Raw genomic sequence first — 18641 nt, forward strand, 5'->3', positions numbered from 1 at the left:
ATTCACATAGTGTATAAATAATTGTATGCAATTTTGCTTTAAATGAACTCAGGATATCAACATGAATGTAATTAAAACTATCTGGCGCTGGACTATTGCTACCCCAAATCGTTTACAGATCTTTTTTGATCTTCTTCTATTGATTCTATCCCCATTTATTTTTATCACCATAATTGGTTTTAATACTGAAGATCTAAATAAAGACATCTTTCTCATTACATTCTTTATTCTTTGCTATACCTATATCACCCGTTGGTTTAGCAAATGGTTTAGTAAAAGAAAAATTTAGTCTCCAATGATAGTTCTTTTCCATGGCTAATCTTTATCGATTGCCACTGGAAGAGATCTCGAATTTTAAGCAAAAAAAAACACCTGCAAAAGCAGGTGTATAAATATAATCAGGTCTACAGACTGATGGTGCCTCACTCAACGTTTCGCCCGTTAGTTGATGGTAAGAGGATTAGCTCTTGGTCATCTAAAGTGGACAATAGGCACCGATAATGGCTTGCGTCATCCCTGGGTTTATGAAGCATCGCTATCATAATAAGTGGGATGAGCATCTACATAATAAATAATGCACAATGCGTGCCAACTTTTTATATTTCTCGACCATTCTCTTGTTCACCCCATATTCCAAGGTGTTAGCTAAATTTTAACGCCGTCACATTTTCTGCATTTAACAGTCAGCACATTTTTCTAATGGCCATCAGTAATTACCACCAATTTATTGTCTCTGATCAGAGACATGATAACCACATTATAAATTTTCTCATATAAATCATGATGTAATATGTCTCTTTTTGGAGACATGGAAATAGGCGTTTGTATCTAATTTACGACAACTTAATTTTACTATAAAAAACAAATCGTTATACTCACTAAAAGCAAAGTGTGATTACGCTCTAAATCTTAATTTAAAATGAATTATGGCAAATAATAAAAAATTTTTAAAATCGATAAAATAGATAAAATAGATAAGTAGAAAATAAATTTTCGGAAGAAAATCTGAAAAAAATACTGACAAAGAGAGATGGTGGAGTACTAATACTGAATAAGTAAATGTGGGATGCTATTAATAATGACAAGCTATAAATGCAAAAACCCCGCTTAATTAAGCGGGGTTCTTTAAATTGGTCGGCGAGAGAGGATTCGAACCTCCGACCCACTGGTCCCAAACCAGTTGCGCTACCAAGCTGCGCTACTCGCCGAAATACTACTTATTTCTTACATTTACTTCTTGTTCACATACTTTTTTCGTGGTGCGAAAGGGGGGACTTGAACCCCCACGTCCATAGGACACTAACACCTGAAGCTAGCGCGTCTACCAATTCCGCCACCCTCGCAAAGGCACAAAAAAAATGGGGTGGCTAATGGGGCTCGAACCCACGACAACTGGAATCACAATCCAGGGCTCTACCAACTGAGCTATAGCCACCATAACTATACTTTTTTCAAAGTGTTGTTATATTACTACATACAACTTTATTTTGCCACCGTAGCATGTCACCAAAAGATGGTGCGCCCGACAGGATTTGAACCTGAGACCTCTGCCTCCGGAGGGCAGCGCTCTATCCAGCTGAGCTACGGGCGCTTAACGCCGTTGCGGAACAGGATACTACGGATTTAATCACTCTATGTCTAGTCCTTTTTTAAATAAAAATATCGATTGCTTGCCTTTTATTCGTTTCGTCGATAAAGAGAGCATTTTTGCCCTCTTTATCCCCTTTTTTTCAAACCAAGAATACCCTTAACGATATTATTACGCTTTTTGCTTTTGGCGATTGATAGCTTTTACTAGAAAATAAAATGCCGAAACAGCCAATAAAAATATTATCCCAACAATTAGCGATAACCGCGTATCCGGGTTAATTGCCATTCCTACCAATACGCAGCCTAAAAAAATCAAAGTCGCATAGTTGACCCAAGGAAATAAAATAGATTTGAAAGGATGACCAACTAATTTTTCTTTATTTTGTTGACGAAAACGTATCTGACTCGTCAGTAGCACCAACCAAGGCACCATTCCTGGTAATACGCTCGCGCTATAAACATACACAAATACTTTTTCAGGATTAGGCACAAGATAGTTCAAGCTCGACCCAGCAATTAAACATAAAATAGTAAAACCAACACAGCGAGCAGGCACGCCATTGCGCGTAAGCTTTAATAACGAGCGAGGCAACTGCTTATTTTGCGCCAAGGTATATAACATGCGTCCACCGCTATACATTCCACTGTTACAGCCAGATAACGCCGCAGTCAGTACCACAAAGTTGATTACCGCTGCTGCGGAAATAATACCAACTTTAGCGAAAGTCATAACAAACGGACTGCCTTGATGTCCTACATCTGTCCATGGGAACAGCGTCACCACTATAAAAATAGCACCCACATAAAAAATTAAGATGCGCCATAATATATTGTTAATCGCTTTTCTTAATGTGACCTGTGGATTTTTAGCTTCTCCAGCAGTAATACCCACTAGCTCAACCCCTTGATAAGAAGCAACAACAATACACAGCGCAAACAAAAAGCCTTTCCAGCCCCCAGCAAAAAATCCACCGTGTTGCGTCAAATTGCCTAAACCAATAGGTTCAAAATTGTTACCAATTCCAAAAAATATCAAGCCAATGCCTATCAAAATCATCACGACAATTGTGGTCACTTTAATCATCGCAAACCAAAACTCTAACTCACCATACAACCTAACTGCGGCAAGGTTAGCTAGCGCGACAAGTGCTACAGCAATGGATGCAAATATCCATTGAGGAACCCCAGGGAACCAATACTCCGCATAGGCGCCGATTGCCGTAATTTCTGAAATACCCACCGCCACCCACATAAACCAGTAGCCCCAAGCAGTTAAACATCCCCAAAATGGGCTTAGATATTTATAACCAAAAGAAGCAAAAGATCCGGTTACCGGCTCAAGAAACAGCATTTCCCCCATTGAGCGCATAATGAAGAAAACAAAAATACCCGCAATAATATAAGCCAATAGAACTGAGGGGCCAGCCCATTTTAACGTGCTGGCTGACCCCATAAATAGACCAACACCTATCGTTCCACCTAATGCAATCAGCTCAATATGACGAGCCTCAAGCCCTCGCTGAAGTCCCTGTTGTGGATTTTCCATAAATACCCCTGTCATGAATTGTGATAATAAGTTACAGCTTTAATTGAAACTAAGTGAGTAATAATCGCTGTAAAATAAGAGAAATAGCCATTCAAGCAATAGAAAAAAGCAAAAAAACTTCAAGATATAGTTGAATATCTAAAGTTTGCGCTTATTTTTGAGGGATTATAGAAATATTTGAGGAAAGAGACCAGCAGTTACACCAGTCTCTGTAAATCAATCTAACTTTAGAGCTTACCACCGTAATAGTAACCTAAGAATTTAAGTAACTTAAATTGTCTTTTCACGCGAGTTGGTTGAGCCAATAAGCGATATAGCCACTCTAGCCCTAAGTTTTGCCACACTTTCGGGGCACGTTTCACATGACCCGTGAATACGTCATAAGTCCCGCCAACACCCATATACAGCGCATCAGGATGCACTTCACGGCAATCACGCATAAAAAGCTCTTGCTTAGGTGACCCCATTGCAACAGTGACAATTTTAGCGCCACTGGCACGAATACGTTCAAATAAAGCACTTCTATCTTCAGGTGTAAAATATCCATTTTGTGAGCCAACAATATTCACATTCCATGCAGAGCGGAGCTTCGCTTCTGTTTGCTCTAGGATTTCAGGTTTACCACCAATCAAAAATACTGGAGTACCTTCTTTGCCCGCCCTTTCCATCAAACCTTCCCACAAATCAGCACCTGCAACACGAGAGACCTCAGCTTGTGGATATTTACGGCGAATGGCGCGCACAATACTAATACCATCAGCATAGAGGTATTCAGCTTGTCCAAGTAAAGTATTTAATGCCACATCTTTTTCAGCAATCATCACTTTCTCAGCATTGATAGCAACCAATGTTCCGGTTTTCGTTTCGCCGCCATCAAATAAATAATCTAAAAAATGAGCCATATTTTTGAAGCCCCAAATGTTGTGGCCTCGAATACTATACTGCGGTACTGATGGTTGCGAAATTGGTGACTGTTCCATAATACTCCTTTAGCGGCTTTCACGCTGTTGGCTTCTTAAGTAAGAAGTCGTTTTAGCCCGAATAAGACCCGCACTCTCAAATAACCAGTACAATAATTTTGCTAAAATCAGACACAGTCCGAAAATTAAGCAGAAAAAGACCACCCGCGAGACAAATGAATCGACGCCTTCGCGCGCTAATACAATGATATTAAAAATGGCACCAAAACAGAATGCTTGCATAATTGCCGCTTTATAGCGATTCGATTCTTTTAAGCTCATGCCATAAATCCAATCAAACCACTTAATAATCAGCCCAACCACGATTGCACCTAAAGGAATAAATATAACGCCACCCATAACCACCAGTGAACCGATTAACGTTGGCGATATCGCTAACCCAGAATGGTTATTTAGCACTTCCCACGTAAAATAGTTAGCGGAGTTAAGCACAGTATCCGGTCGTTCTGGCCAAACCCAAGAGGGAATAAATACATAGAAGTCACGTACAATTGGCGCAAGACCTTGAAAATCCATTTCATCATAATGGCTAAGTAGTAAGGCTAAATTTTCCCACGGTGAAAATGTATCGCGGGTTAAATATAAAAATGTGTAATAGGCCTCTGAACCACTCACATCCAAACCATAACGTTTTAATGCAAGCCAGAACATACCCACAATACTCGCAACACCTGCTGCTCCTAGCATCCACAGAGTAATCCAACCTCTAACGATACCAATAAACAAAAAGAGCGCGAAAGCAATAATGATATTAGCGCGCGTACCACCCACAATCACATAAGTTAAAAAACCAAATGCGACGGTGCTAATCAAAAAGAAAATCCACCGTTGCTGGGTTGGGCGCAAGAAGTAGACGATCAACATCGCAGGGATGAAGAAGTAAAAAAAGCGTTTTAATGCAACGCCAGTCACCTGACTAGAGAAAATTTGGCTGTATGATTTTAATTTGAAAAGTAAAAACCCATTTTCCAAAAAGAAAATGCCTACCGTCACCACGGCAATAGCAATCAGCAATAGACAGGTCAGATTGGTTTCCACTTTATTCATGCTAAACAACGGACGTCTTTGTTTATCGACATTTTTTGATAACCGCGTTTTATATGCAACATAGTAAATAGCATAAAAACTGGTCGCCGCAAGTTGTGCATATAATAAGTAATCCGCCGATACCACAGCGACGTCAAACTGAAACACTAATGCACAAGTGAGCGGAAATCCAAAATAAAACGTCAATAAATACAACATAGAAAAAAAGATATTGAAATTAAAACGCACACGTAAAAACTCTTTATAGAGTAATGTGCCGATAAAAATAATCGATATTAAATAGACCAGCGCCAAGCCACCTAACTCCGAAAGAGTCATGCTCACTCCTTTGCAATAGTTAGAATTTCTTTCCAACCATCAGTAAAATTAGGGGCAAAAAAATCGATATTATGTCTATCAAGTATCGACATTTGACGTTGAGCTTCATCAACCAGTGGAAGTGTCAGTTTATCCCCATAAAAAAAGACGGGCACATTTTGCGCAGTTAAATCCTGCCAGAATGTATTTTGACGACTTATCACAAAAGGAATGCAAAATTGAATAAGTAAACAAATCGTTCCCACCCCTTGCTGACGATTAAAAATGAAATAGCCAAGATCGCAAGATTTAAGCAAATTAAGATATTCCGCAAACTCCATTCGCTCTTTCAGAATTTCAACTTGCCCTTTCGCAAAGTGATTGTTTGCCGCTTGCTCAACTTGTTGGATGTAGGTTTGATTGTTTGCCGGATATCCCATTGGTACAACTATCTTAACATTGTCACCAAACTCTTGTTTAATCGCCCCCAAAGCCTCTACATGACGATTTGAGCGGTCACCTGAATTACCGAGTAAGATGGTGAGTTGATCGCCTTTACGAGGCTCACGTTCAATGATAGTTAACGCAGGGTCCATACGAGTCGGAAAATATAAAACTGACGCTGGCACCCTTGGATTAGATTGGTGAAAATAGCAAAGATCACCCCGAGTAGCACACACATGCCCCACTCGCTTTTGCGCCAAACGGCGTAAAATATAAAATAATTTAAACTTGAGCGATGCTGACTCTTCATACAAATCAGCACCCCAAATATGCCACCAAAACTGATGCGGTTTTATTTGACCAAACAGCAAAGCCAGCCATATAGGCGCATTAAACTGCCCATGAAAGAAAAATCGCGTATGTCGCTCCGCTTTAGCTCGACGGATAACACTATCTGCAATTGCTTTTTTACTGTCAAAAATTTCGATTTTCAACTCAGGATAAGCGTCAGAAAGCTGCGCATCATGGCTTACGACCATAAAATGCGGTTTTTGCGACGGCGCCATTTCTTGGCTGATAACGTTATTAAAAAACGTCAATACCGTCTGATTATGGTGAGGAAGTAAAGATCCCAGTACATGTATTAAGGTTGTCATGCTCGCCTACGGTAGATCAAAAATACGCAACAACAAACAATAAAGTATACGATATAAGTGGCCATATAAGCCTGTGTAGCACCTACTGCACCGTGTTCAGGAATGAACCAATGAGCAAAGCTCATTAACAAAACAAATTGGCTCACTTCAGTGAGGATATAAAAACGTAATGCGGCTTTAGCAATCACTAGATAACCAAAGACATACGACCCCACTTTCAACACATCACCGACCAGTTGCCACGCAAACAGGTCTCTCATACCTGTAAATTGTTCGGAAAATAGTAACCAAATCGCAAAATCACGCAATAGCCAAACCATAAAGCTCGCCACTGCTACTGCGGGTAACACAAATTTAAGTGCTTTAATTATTTCAGCTGATATTTCGCTTTTTAGCTGCAACCGAGAAAGCGTGGGTAATAAATAAACGGAAAAAGAGGCGGTAATAAACTGCAAGTAAGCATCTGATATCGTGCTCACCCCTGCCCACAATCCAACATCATCCCAGCTATATCGTTCAGCTAATAAGTTACGCATCATGATATAAGCAACAGGCAACGTCACTGACGTCAAAATTGCCATCACCGTAAACTTACCCAAACTTGTTGCAATCGCCTTATCCCACGCAGGTTTAAGCATAGAAAATGCAAATTGCTTACGTCTAACGATCATCAAACCAGCGGGTAATACAACTAATGCAGGAACAAGAGCCAACCCGGCTAATGCACCTTCATAGCCACCCAATATATAGCATAAATAATAAGCAACCACACCGAGTAAGCTACCTAATATGATAGCTTGAGCATTACCCGAGGCATCACGGTAGCCTTTAAGGATGGCTAAAAAATAATTCGAATACGCAATCCCCATTTGGACAAAAGCAACGGCTTTAATCACTGATTCATAGTCTGCGTTATCAAACAAAGCAGCGCTAATGGGGCCACTAAAGAGCAAAAAAATAGCCGCAAGTAGTGTTGATGATCCTAATATTAATGTTGAAGAGGTACCAAGAACGGCGCGTAATTTTACGGGGTCTTGATGGTGCTCCGCCACATATTTTGTGACACCATTAAAAATCCCTGCACCGGATAACACCCCTAACACAGTGATTAATTGGCGAAAATTCCCCGCTAACCCAACACCACTAGGACCAAAAGAGACTGCTAATAATTTAACGATTAATAGGCCTGCCCCGATTTTAATCAGGGTAGACCCGGCAGTCCAAATCGATGCTCTCGCTAACGACATTAAGCAAAAAACGCGTTAATGCGCTCAATGACAGTTTGCTGTTCAGCATCCGTCATATTGTAGAACATCGGTAAACGTACTAAACGATCGCTTTCAACTGTTGTATAACGGTCTTCTCCATGGAAGCGCCCGAACTCAATACCTGCTGGGCTTGTATGTAACGCAACATAATGGAATACCGTCAAAATACCATGAGATTTCATGTAGTCATTAAACGCGGTGCGCTCTTCTACATCCTTCAATTTAATGTAGAACATATGAGCATTGTGCTGTAGACCTTCAGGAACAGTCGCTAAAACGAGATGTCCTGCATCAACTAAAGGTAATAATGCATCATGATAACGCTGCCACAATAGTAAGCGGCGATCATTAATTTTTTTCGCTTCTTCTAGCTGTGCCCATAAATAAGCGGCTTGTAAATCAGACATTAAATAACTTGAACCAATATCACGCCAAGTGTATTTGTCTACTTGTCCACGGAAAAATTGGCTACGATTAGTCCCTTTTTCACGAATGACTTCTGCTCGGCTAATCAGTGTTTTATCATTAATTAGTGTCGCGCCACCTTCACCACCAGAAGAGTAGTTTTTAGTTTCATGGAAGCTATAGCAACCAATGTGACCGATAGTCCCAAGCGCTTTGCCTTTATAAGTCGACATCACACCTTGAGCAGCATCTTCAATCACAAATAAATTATGTTTTTTAGCAATTGCCATAATGACATCCATTTCACAGGCAACCCCTGCGTAATGAACAGGCACTATCGCACGCGTACGCGCTGTAATTGCATCTTCAATTTTAGTTTCATCAATATTCATCGTGTCTGGACGAATATCAACAAAGACAATTTTAGCACCACGTAATACGAAAGCATTAGAAGTGGATACAAAGGTAAAACTCGGCATGATAACTTCATCACCCGGTTTAATATCAATCAAAATTGCCGCCATTTCTAACGAAGCAGTACAAGATGGCGTTAATTGAACTTTCGGGCAATCAAAGTGTTTTTCCATCCACTCTTCACAACGTTTTGTGAAGCCACCATCACCACACAGCTTGCCGCTTTCCATGGCCTGTCTCATATACTCTAATTCAGTACCTACAACGGGTGGTTTATTAAATGGAATCATGTTGTCCCCTGTATAGCCAATATGCAGTGCTTGCAATTGAAGCACCACTATGTGAATAAAGATTTAATGCTGCAACATTACTGATTTGAGTGGCAACATTTAACTGTCTTTTTTGGTGTTGCACACACCAATTGAATGCCGCTAACATCAACTGACGACCTATGCCCTGCCCTTTGGCTTTAGGCATTTTCGCTAATAGCCCTATCCGTGCTGTATCAGCATCTAAATTACGTAGGCTAACAAAACCTAAAATCTCACCTGACGCATCTTTCACTAACAAACACGTATGATCAAAAGTGCCGATAACCGCTTTTTCTATCCATAACGCATAAAACCGTCCGCTATCACCTTCTTGATACCAAGGGGCTCTAAAACGGCTATTACTAAAAACAGCCTCTGCGGCGTTGCGTAATGGCACTATGTCATCTATTTGTGCCACTTCTACACGATTTGTTGCAGAAGCACCTGCGGTTAAGTAAGCATTTTCTGTGCCAATAGTTAATGCAAAATCGATTTCACCTTCAACCAAAGAAAACCCCATACTAGCTAAATCATCGATCATTGTACTCTCAGATGCTGAGACTTTAGCTTGTACGATATCGTACTTATCCATTTGATAAGCAAGAATGATTTCAGACCCAACATCTGTAAAGTTTAATTTAGCTGTTGAGTGCCCAAAAAAATCAGACTCCCATTGCAGGGGCTCAATACTGGCGCGGACGGACACGGAGAAGATCCTCTAAATATTGCCCATAACCGGTTTTTTTCAATTGCACAGCAGATGCGTGAACTTGCTCATCAGTGAGCCAGCCATTACGCCACGCAATCTCTTCTAAACATGCAACTTTGAAACCTTGACGTTTTTCAACAGTTTGTACAAATGTACCCGCTTCAATCAAACTGTCATGTGTTCCCGTATCTAACCACGCAAAACCACGACCTAATAGCTCAACGCTCAATTCACCGCGTTCCAAATACATTTGATTGATCGACGTAATTTCTAATTCACCACGCTCAGAAGGCTTCACTTGCTTAGCAAATTCAACTACTTGAGAGTCATAGAAATATAACCCTGTTACCGCCCAATTCGATTTCGGCTTTAGTGGTTTTTCTTCAATGGATAACGCTTTAAAATCATCATCAAATTCAACAACACCGAAACGTTCAGGGTCCATCACTTGATAACCAAATACGGTTGCCCCTTTGGTGCGAGCAGCAACAGAGGTCAATTTTGGACTGAATGAGTGACCAAAGAAGATATTATCCCCAAGCACTAAGCAGCAAGAATCACCATTGATGAATTCTTCACCAATAATAAAGGCTTGTGCAAGCCCATCAGGAGAAGGTTGCTCCGCATAACTAAGCTCAATACCAAATTCATGACCATCACCTAATAACCGCTTAAACATCGGTAAATCTTCAGGTGTAGAAATAATCAAAATTTCACGAATACCCGCTAACATCAATACAGAAAGCGGGTAATAAATCATTGGCTTATCATAGATAGGCAATAGTTGTTTAGAGATACCTCGAGTGATGGGATGCAAACGCGTGCCCGAACCACCAGCAAGTATAATGCCTTTCATATATCCTCCTAACTACCTAAACCTAGGCGTTCACCCGCGTAGGAGCCATCTTGTACTCGACGCCACCAAGTTTCATTATTCAAGTACCATTGCACCGTTTTACGGATGCCTGACTCGAAAGTTTCTTGTGGTGTCCAGCCCAATTCACGTTCAATCTTAGCCGCATCAATGGCATATCGCATATCATGACCCGGCCGATCTTTCACATAAGTGATCAAATCACGATAATGAACCACACCCTGAGGCTTTTGCGGGCAAAACTCTTCTAGTAGCGCACAAATCGTTTCCACGACATCAATATTGCGGCGCTCATTGTGCCCACCGATATTATAGGTCGTACCCGGATCAGCCTTAGTTGCCACTAAATGTAGAGCACGCGCATGGTCCTCTACGAACAACCAATCACGAATTTGCTCCCCTTTACCATAAACAGGTAACGGTTTACCTGATATAGCATTAAGAATAATCAATGGGATCAATTTCTCAGGAAAATGATAAGGACCATAATTATTCGAGCAATTGGTGATCATCGTTGGTAAACCATAAGTTCGCTGCCAAGCACGGACTAAATGATCGCTTGATGCTTTGGATGCTGAATATGGACTACTTGGTGCATAAGGTGTTGTTTCAGTAAAGAACCCATCTGGGCCATCCAAATCGCCATACACTTCATCCGTTGAAATATGGTGAAAACGAAATGCATTTTTTCTGCTTTCGTCCAGCGACGACCAATAATGACGCGCCGCTTCCAACAACGTATAAGTACCGACAATATTGGTTTCGATAAACTCTGCCGGACCATCAATTGAGCGGTCAACATGGCTCTCTGCCGCTAAATGCATGACAGCATCAGGCTGATATTGAACGAAAACTTTATCCAATGCCGCGCGGTCACAAATATTCACTTGCTCAAAAGCATAACGTTCGTTGCTCGCGACATCAGCGAGTGATTCCAAATTACCCGCGTAGGTCAAACAATCGACAACAATAGCGCTATCGCGAGTGTTCTCAATAATATGACGTACAACTGCGGAGCCGATAAAACCAGCTCCACCTGTGATTAGAATGCGTTTCAACGCCATACTCCTTTGGTATCAACAACCCATTTTTGCTTGATTGATGAGCCTTGGATAGCTTTAAATACATTGTGATCAACTAACATCAAAATCACATCAGCGTCAGCCACAGCCTGTTCCACTGAAACTAGCTCAGCCACACCTTTAAGCGAAGTTGGTAATTCATGAATATGTGGTTCAACTGCAAAGGTTTTACCTGGATTCCAATTAGCAATCATCTTAGTGATGTGCATCGCTGGGCTTTCACGCAAGTCATCAATGTTCGGTTTGAAAGACAAACCAAAACAAGCAATGGTGATTTCGCTAGCTTTCTTACCGGTTTCAACCAAACAATCCGCAACTGCGGCTTTAACTTGATCAACAACCCAAATTGGCTTGCCATCGTTAACTAAACGCGCAGTATGGATAAGGCGTGATTGCTGTGGGTTTTGAGCCACGATAAACCAAGGGTCAACGGCAATACAGTGTCCACCGACACCTGGACCTGGTTGTAAAATATTAACGCGTGGATGACGATTAGCTAAGCTAATCAATTCCCATACATTGATATTTTGCTGCGCGCAGATGAGTGATAATTCGTTAGCAAATGCAATATTCACGTCACGGAAGCTATTTTCCGTTAATTTACACATTTCTGCGGTTCTTGAATTGGTGATAACACATTCACCTTCAAGGAAAATATTATATAACTCACTTGCACGTTGTGATGATTTTGGTGTCATTCCGCCAATAACACGGTCATTTTTAATCAATTCAACCATCACTTGGCCTGGCAATACACGCTCAGGACAATATGCCACATCGATATCGGCATCTTCACCAGCTTGTTGTGGGAATGTTAAGTCAGGACGCGCTTGCGCCATCCACTCAGCCATTTGCTCTGTGGTACCTACTGGTGAAGTCGATTCCAGAATAACTAAGTCACCTTTTTTCAATACAGGTGCAATAGATTCCGCCGCAGCTTTTACATAAACCAAGTCTGGTTCATGTTCACCTTTGAACGGTGTTGGTACGGCAATTAAATAAGCATCAGCTGGCTGAGGTTTAGTAAAGGCTTTCAAATAACCCGCTTCAACGGCAGTTTTCACCACCACATCGAGTTCGGGTTCTACGATATGGATTTTACCCTGATTAATGGTATCCACCGCATGTTGGTTGACATCTACGCCAACAACCTGTTTTTTGCGAGAAGCGAAGGCTGCTGCTGTTGGTAAACCAATATAACCAAGGCCGATAACAGAAATAGTTTCAAAACTCATAATTTCACCTGATTGCTTTTTAATGCGTCAAGAATACGCTGACAAGAATGACCATCCCCATAAGGGTTATGGGCGCGGCTCATTTCATGATATTCCGCTTCATCTGTCAGTAACCGATTAACTTCTTCCACAATTTTTTGTGTATTTGTACCAACAAGGCGAACTGTGCCTGCATCTACTGCTTCTGGACGCTCTGTTGTATCTCTCATCACCAAAACAGGTTTACCCAGAGACGGGGCTTCCTCTTGAATACCGCCCGAATCTGTTAGGATCAAATAAGCATGATTCATCAGATAAACAAAAGGCAGATACTCTTGCGGACTAATTAATATAATATTATCAATATCATGCAGTATTCTTTTAACCGGTTCACCAACATTTGGATTTAAATGTACCGGATAAACAATTTGAACATCCGGATGGGCTTGTGCTATTTCAGCTAGCGCATGACAGATACGTTCAAAACCGCCACCAAAGCTTTCACGACGATGCCCAGTGACTAAAATCATTTTCTTATTTGGGTCAATAAATGGATAATTAGCCCCTAATTTTTCCATCATGTGCTGGTCGCTCATGACCTTATCACGCACCCATAACAATGCATCAATGACAGTGTTACCTGTGACAAAGATATGACTATCAGGTATCGACTCTTTTAATAAATTCTGGCGTGAATTTTCTGTTGGTGCAAAATGATACATTGCAAGATGGCCTGCAATTTTACGATTAGCTTCTTCAGGCCATGGAGAATAAAGATCGCCTGTTCGCAATCCTGCTTCAACGTGACCGACAGGAATACGATGATAGAACGCTGCAAGACTAGTTGCCATGGTTGTTGCTGTGTCACCATGAACTAATACGACGTCCGGTTGAAAATCTGCAAATACCGCTTTTAATCCTTCAAGGATACGGCATGTGATATCGGTTAAATCTTGCCCTGGTTTCATAATATTGAGATCGTAATCTGGAGTGATCTCGAACAGTTTCAGTACTTGATCTAGCATTTCACGATGCTGGGCTGTTACACAAACTTTTGCTTCAAAGTCTGCATCATCAGCGAGTGCATGAACCAACGGTGCCATTTTAATGGCCTCCGGTCGTGTGCCGAATACAGTCAATACTTTCACAGTGACTCTCTTATATTTATCGTTCGCAGTTTGCTGCTTTTTAAATTTTAATGACTTCATGAAGCCACTGACTCAAAGAGCCAGTAGCTTATTTAAAATCATGATGGGCGACGGCGAGACAGTACCACTCCGGCACCAACTAACATACCGATTGCTCCCCACAGAATCATCATAAAGGCTCTGCGTGGGCTATCGCGTTTGACTGGATCTTCAGGGGTACGTAGATAACGGTATGCCTGAAAATTATCTTGGAGAGTCGGCCCTACACTCAATGTTGATAACATTGCAATGTTCTGATCATAGTCAGAGTCATGATCAGGGCCTGTAGCTTTTAATGTTTCAATCTGCGCCTGTAATAATGGCACACCTAACATAAACATCTTAGAGTCAGGAATTTCATCAACGGGCGTTGAACTTTGGTTACGTACAATTCCTTGCTTTTCAGCCACTTTCAGTGCCTGTTCAAGTGAATTCAAACGTCTTTCATATGCAGCTTGAGCAACCATATCTTCACGTTTTACTAACGCTTTCATCGATTGCATTTTTGTCGCCCAAGTGCCTTTTATTTCATCATTCAGATTCGTAGTTGCACGCTGATTTGCAAATTGCGTGTACTCACGTAAAAGCTGATTTGCATCAGTTGATGTTTCAGCAACGAGCTTAATGCTATCAGTTAGATTTTTAACTTCATCAGCTGGCGTAAACTCAATGTCATTAATCAATTCATCTAATAATGCAGCATCAGCTTTAGGATCATTTTCCAAACGTTGCTTATAGTAATCGGTATTCAACCAAAATTGACGGCGAGTATCGTAAGCTCCCAATTGTTTAGTAAACTCTTGGTAAGCTTCTTTCGCTATCGTTGGTAATTGTCCTTCTTGCCCAACATTATTAATACGTGAATCAAGGTTACGCAGGAATTGTTGCTGAGAATAATAGCTTCCCAGATTATTAACTGTTGGTAGGTCCGTGATTGCAGTTGAGCTCCATTTTTGCTGCATGAAATAGGAAGCACCCAATGCAATTGCAGCAAACACCACTGCAAATGCAACGATCCAGATTTTGCCTTGCCATAATGAGCGGCATAAACCACGGATATCCAATTCCGGTTCTACAGGAGCTTGATACTGACTAGGTTGCGTTTCTGAGTTATTCACTGCACAGAACCTCTATTTACGTTTTTCGTTACCGTATTGCACCTCGACGTGCTCTACGCCTAACTCGCTTAATAAAGCGAGCGACTTTCCAAGCGCGTTTAATGCAATAACCATACATCATAAATACAAGCAAGAATAATGCCAACATTAACCATTCAGGTACAAAAGATAAACGTTCGCCAAGAATACCAATACATGCCAATACCGCTGCTGACAATGTAATAAGTACAAATGCGCCTTTCGGTGTAAAGCCTGAACGCATAATCAAATGATGAATATGCTGACGGTCAGGTGAAAAAGGACTCATTCCCTTGCGAATACGACGATACATAATGGCAACCATATCCATTAAAGGAATAGCAATAATCCACAATGCAGTCACCGGATTTATCGGATGAACTTGCTCTTGTGTCGAAGCAACAAGGATCCAAATAATTGTAAAGCCAATTAATGTACTTCCCGCATCTCCCATAAAGACTTTAAATCGGCGACCTAGGATGCCTAAATTAAGAAGGATATAAGGAAGGATAGCGGCTATAAACGCAAAACACCAAAATGCTAACGCATAATTACCACTTTGATACAATAAAAAGCCCAAAGCACCAAAGGAAACGGAAGATAATCCCCCTAAAAGCCCATCGATACCATCAACCATATTAAATGCATTAATCGCAGCCCATACTGCAAATAAGGTTACAATATAGCCAAATGGACCGAGAATAAGCTCCCATGGACCAAATGCATGCCCTAAAGATTCAAGTTTTAACCCTGCAGCCGTCATCATCACTACGGCAACAATCGCTTGAACACCTGCTCTTAATTTCACACTGATATCAAACCTGTCATCTAGTGCGCCAATAAAAACAAGTAATCCTGCACAGGCGATATATAACCATTTATGAGGTATATATTCCTCTGTAATGATAAATGCAAAACAGATCCCAAAAAAAACCGATATTCCCCCAACAAGGGGAACTAATCCTACGTGTTTTTTCCTGAAGTTAGGTTTATCTACCAAGCCGATTTTTGTTGCAACAACTCGGGCGATAAAAATAAAGACCAACGAAAACAAGAAAACGTAGAAGAGGCTGGTTATAAAGTGTGTGATATCCACAGTTCGACTCTCTCATCATTCTATTTAACTAAAAAAACTAAATTTTTTTGGACTAATGCCGATACACAAACAATAGCTACAGCATTATCATCTCAACAAAAAAATCTACTATAAGACGAATCTTTATTAGTTATGCTATTTATCCAGTATAACTAATAAATGAAACCTCACTTCCATACTTTATTTCGACAAGGTTACCTCGCCGATTTTATACTTAATAGCTGCAAGATGCATGCCATAAAAACAATACACTTTAATAGAGTTAAATATATTCCTTACCTTATTAGTCAATATATTTATATTGACTCACAAAATGTATAAATAAAATTCACATAAAATACAGTAAGTTGACAGCGTTTATTTCGTTCTGTTTACGAAAAAAATAAACCTATGATACCCAACTACATTTTATAAAATATCATTTTTTGATATCTAATAAATATAAACTGTCCTATTTATTGATTAAAAACCAAGCGCTAGATCTATTTTTAGAAAAATAATAAATCAAGAATAATTCTGACAGCCCCCAGCATAAAAATATATTAAGCAATCAATACAAAGACCAGATAGATAAAAAATAAAAAAAAGGCGCTCCCCTGAGGTTGCGCCTATTTTTATCAGTCGACTAATAAACCTTAACCGTTAAGCTCTCTTCATAAAATCAAAGAACTCTTCGTTAGTTTTGGTCATTGCAAGTTTACTGATGAGGAATTCCATCGCATCAATTTCACCCATTGGATGAATAATTTTACGTAAGATCCACATTTTTTGTAATTCATCTTGCGTCGTCAGAAGTTCTTCTTTACGTGTGCCTGAACGATTATAATCAATTGCAGGGAAAACACGCTTTTCAGCTATCTTACGGGACAGGTGTAATTCCATATTACCTGTACCTTTAAATTCTTCGTAGATAACTTCATCCATTTTAGAACCAGTATCAACTAGCGCAGTTGCTATAATTGTTAAGCTACCGCCTTCTTCGACGTTACGAGCAGCACCGAAGAAGCGTTTTGGACGATGTAATGCATTCGCATCCACACCACCTGTCAATACTTTACCGGAAGAAGGTACAACTGTGTTATATGCACGAGCAAGACGTGTAATTGAATCAAGTAAAATAATAACGTCTTTTTTGTGCTCGACGAGACGTTTTGCTTTTTCAATAACCATCTCTGCAACTTGAACGTGACGTGCTGCTGGTTCATCAAAGGTCGAAGCAATAACTTCACCTTTAACTAAACGCTGCATTTCAGTTACTTCTTCAGGACGCTCATCAATAAGCAATACCATCAATACACAATCAGGATGGTTTTGGGCAATGTTAGTTGCAATATTTTGCAGTAACATTGTTTTACCCGCTTTTGGTGGTGCAACAATTAAACCACGTTGACCACGGCCAATTGGTGCAGCTAAATCAAGTACTCGTGCAGTTAAATCTTCAGTTGAACCATTACCACGTTCCATACGAAGACGACGATTTGCATGTAATGGGGTTAAGTTTTCAAAAAGGATTTTACTGCGGGCGTTTTCAGGTTTGTCGTAGTTAACTTCGTTAACTTTCAAGAGGGCAAAATAACGTTCGCCTTCTTTAGGTGGACGAATTTTTCCTGAAATGGTATCGCCGGTGCGTAGGTTAAAACGACGAATTTGACTAGGGGAAACATAGATATCATCAGGGCCTGCAAGGTAGGAACTATCAGCTGAACGGAGGAAACCAAATCCGTCTTGCAATATTTCCAATACTCCATCGCCGAAAATATCTTCTCCACTTTTAGCGTGCTGCTTCAAGATTGAGAAGATAATATCTTGTTTTCTCATACGGGCTAAATTCTCTAGCCCCATGTTTTCGCCTAACGTAATCAGATCTGATACTGGCGTATTCTTTAATTCGGTAAGATTCATAATGGTGGGTTCTTTAACTCGGGGTAATTCTCGAACTATGAACGTAAATTGAAAGCAACTTATAATATAAGGCCATAATATAAGTGCCAGTTTAACTTTATAGCGCCCTGTTGATAGTGACTCATAAGAAACCAACAACAATGCGTAAAATTTTGTGTTTGCTGCTATCGTTGCATTAACATGATAGTGCACATTCAGCTATTACTCATCTGGATGATGTTTGTATATTATTAGAAACGTACACAATATTAGCAATAGTTTTTTGTACATTTAAGACAACATTTATTCCAATATCACAAATTTAAGTTCAATCAACGCACTAAAACATAAATGATCAATATTAAATTTTACTCAATTCACTACTTGTATCCTATGGCTCAGTCGACTGAAGTTGATAGCTGACAGGCAACAGATTACCTTTAATCTATACGTTCTAAAATTGCATAACCACAGAGATGGAATATAGCAACAATATCACTAAGT

General features: G+C 40.3%; 15 protein-coding genes and 4 tRNA genes. 1 reads left to right on the forward strand and 18 read right to left on the reverse strand.

Features of this window, described 5'->3' with window-relative positions; all coding sequences use genetic code 11:
* Positions 1–61: 61 nt before the first annotated feature.
* Positions 62–289 (forward strand): hypothetical protein, encoded by a 228-nt coding sequence (locus tag DD649_RS05280; RefSeq protein WP_294104360.1) that lies wholly within the window; start codon positions 62–64, stop codon positions 287–289.
* Between the two features lie 842 nt (positions 290–1131).
* On the opposite strand, the gene DD649_RS05285 is transcribed toward DD649_RS05280, so the two are convergent.
* The 18 genes from DD649_RS05285 to rho form a co-directional block, all read right to left on the reverse strand.
* Positions 1132–1208, reverse strand: a tRNA-Pro gene (locus tag DD649_RS05285).
* 49 nt (positions 1209–1257) lie between these two features.
* Positions 1258–1343, reverse strand: a tRNA-Leu gene (locus DD649_RS05290).
* A 16-nt stretch (positions 1344–1359) separates the two neighbouring features.
* Positions 1360–1435, reverse strand: a tRNA-His gene (locus DD649_RS05295).
* A 79-nt stretch (positions 1436–1514) separates the two neighbouring features.
* Positions 1515–1591, reverse strand: a tRNA-Arg gene (locus DD649_RS05300).
* A 168-nt stretch (positions 1592–1759) separates the two neighbouring features.
* Complete coding sequence (locus DD649_RS05305) at positions 1760–3136, reverse strand: amino acid permease (RefSeq protein WP_294104363.1); 1377 nt, start codon at positions 3134–3136, stop codon at positions 1760–1762.
* Between the two features lie 227 nt (positions 3137–3363).
* A complete protein-coding gene (gene wecG, locus DD649_RS05310) occupies positions 3364–4101 on the reverse strand; it encodes a lipopolysaccharide N-acetylmannosaminouronosyltransferase (RefSeq protein WP_294104435.1) in 738 nt (245 codons plus the stop codon).
* A 24-nt stretch (positions 4102–4125) separates the two neighbouring features.
* Complete coding sequence (gene wzyE, locus DD649_RS05315; RefSeq protein ID WP_294104365.1) at positions 4126–5481, reverse strand: ECA oligosaccharide polymerase; 1356 nt, start codon at positions 5479–5481, stop codon at positions 4126–4128.
* Between the two features lie 2 nt (positions 5482–5483).
* A complete protein-coding gene (locus DD649_RS05320; RefSeq protein ID WP_336429400.1) occupies positions 5484–6560 on the reverse strand; it encodes a TDP-N-acetylfucosamine:lipid II N-acetylfucosaminyltransferase in 1077 nt (358 codons plus the stop codon).
* Entirely contained in the window at positions 6557–7807 is a 1251-nt protein-coding gene (wzxE, locus tag DD649_RS05325; RefSeq protein WP_336429402.1) for a lipid III flippase WzxE, read from the reverse strand. Before wzxE ends, DD649_RS05320 begins: the two co-directional genes overlap by 4 nt.
* Positions 7807–8937: a dTDP-4-amino-4,6-dideoxygalactose transaminase gene (rffA, locus tag DD649_RS05330; RefSeq protein WP_294104370.1), complete on the reverse strand. Its 1131-nt coding sequence runs from the start codon at positions 8935–8937 to the stop codon at positions 7807–7809. The genes wzxE and rffA overlap by 1 nt, the downstream gene beginning before the upstream one ends.
* Positions 8924–9664, reverse strand: coding sequence for a dTDP-4-amino-4,6-dideoxy-D-galactose acyltransferase (rffC, locus tag DD649_RS05335; RefSeq protein WP_294104372.1), 741 nt, complete (start codon positions 9662–9664; stop codon positions 8924–8926). Before rffC ends, rffA begins: the two co-directional genes overlap by 14 nt.
* A complete protein-coding gene (gene rfbA, locus DD649_RS05340; protein ID WP_336429404.1) occupies positions 9642–10523 on the reverse strand; it encodes a glucose-1-phosphate thymidylyltransferase RfbA in 882 nt (293 codons plus the stop codon). Before rfbA ends, rffC begins: the two co-directional genes overlap by 23 nt.
* An 8-nt stretch (positions 10524–10531) precedes the next feature.
* Positions 10532–11605: a dTDP-glucose 4,6-dehydratase gene (gene rffG / locus DD649_RS05345; RefSeq protein WP_294104376.1), complete on the reverse strand. Its 1074-nt coding sequence runs from the start codon at positions 11603–11605 to the stop codon at positions 10532–10534.
* Positions 11596–12858 (reverse strand): UDP-N-acetyl-D-mannosamine dehydrogenase, encoded by a 1263-nt coding sequence (gene wecC / locus DD649_RS05350; RefSeq protein WP_336429407.1) that lies wholly within the window; start codon positions 12856–12858, stop codon positions 11596–11598. The genes rffG and wecC overlap by 10 nt, the downstream gene beginning before the upstream one ends.
* Positions 12855–13985 (reverse strand): UDP-N-acetylglucosamine 2-epimerase (non-hydrolyzing), encoded by a 1131-nt coding sequence (gene wecB, locus DD649_RS05355; protein ID WP_336429436.1) that lies wholly within the window; start codon positions 13983–13985, stop codon positions 12855–12857. The genes wecC and wecB overlap by 4 nt, the downstream gene beginning before the upstream one ends.
* Before the next feature lie 98 nt (positions 13986–14083).
* Positions 14084–15142, reverse strand: a complete 1059-nt coding sequence (gene wzzE / locus DD649_RS05360; protein ID WP_336429410.1) for an ECA polysaccharide chain length modulation protein — start codon at positions 15140–15142, stop codon at positions 14084–14086.
* A 28-nt stretch (positions 15143–15170) separates the two neighbouring features.
* Entirely contained in the window at positions 15171–16256 is a 1086-nt protein-coding gene (gene wecA, locus DD649_RS05365; RefSeq protein WP_294104383.1) for a UDP-N-acetylglucosamine--undecaprenyl-phosphate N-acetylglucosaminephosphotransferase, read from the reverse strand.
* Positions 16257–16898: 642 nt separating this feature from the next.
* Positions 16899–18158 carry a transcription termination factor Rho gene (gene rho, locus DD649_RS05370; RefSeq protein ID WP_294104385.1) on the reverse strand — a complete coding sequence of 420 codons (1260 nt, stop codon included), beginning with the start codon at positions 18156–18158 and terminating at the stop codon, positions 16899–16901.
* Between the last annotated feature and the right edge of the window lie 483 nt (positions 18159–18641).

It is taken from the genome of Providencia sp. (assembly GCF_003533305.1).
GTDB lineage: Bacteria > Pseudomonadota > Gammaproteobacteria > Enterobacterales > Enterobacteriaceae > Providencia.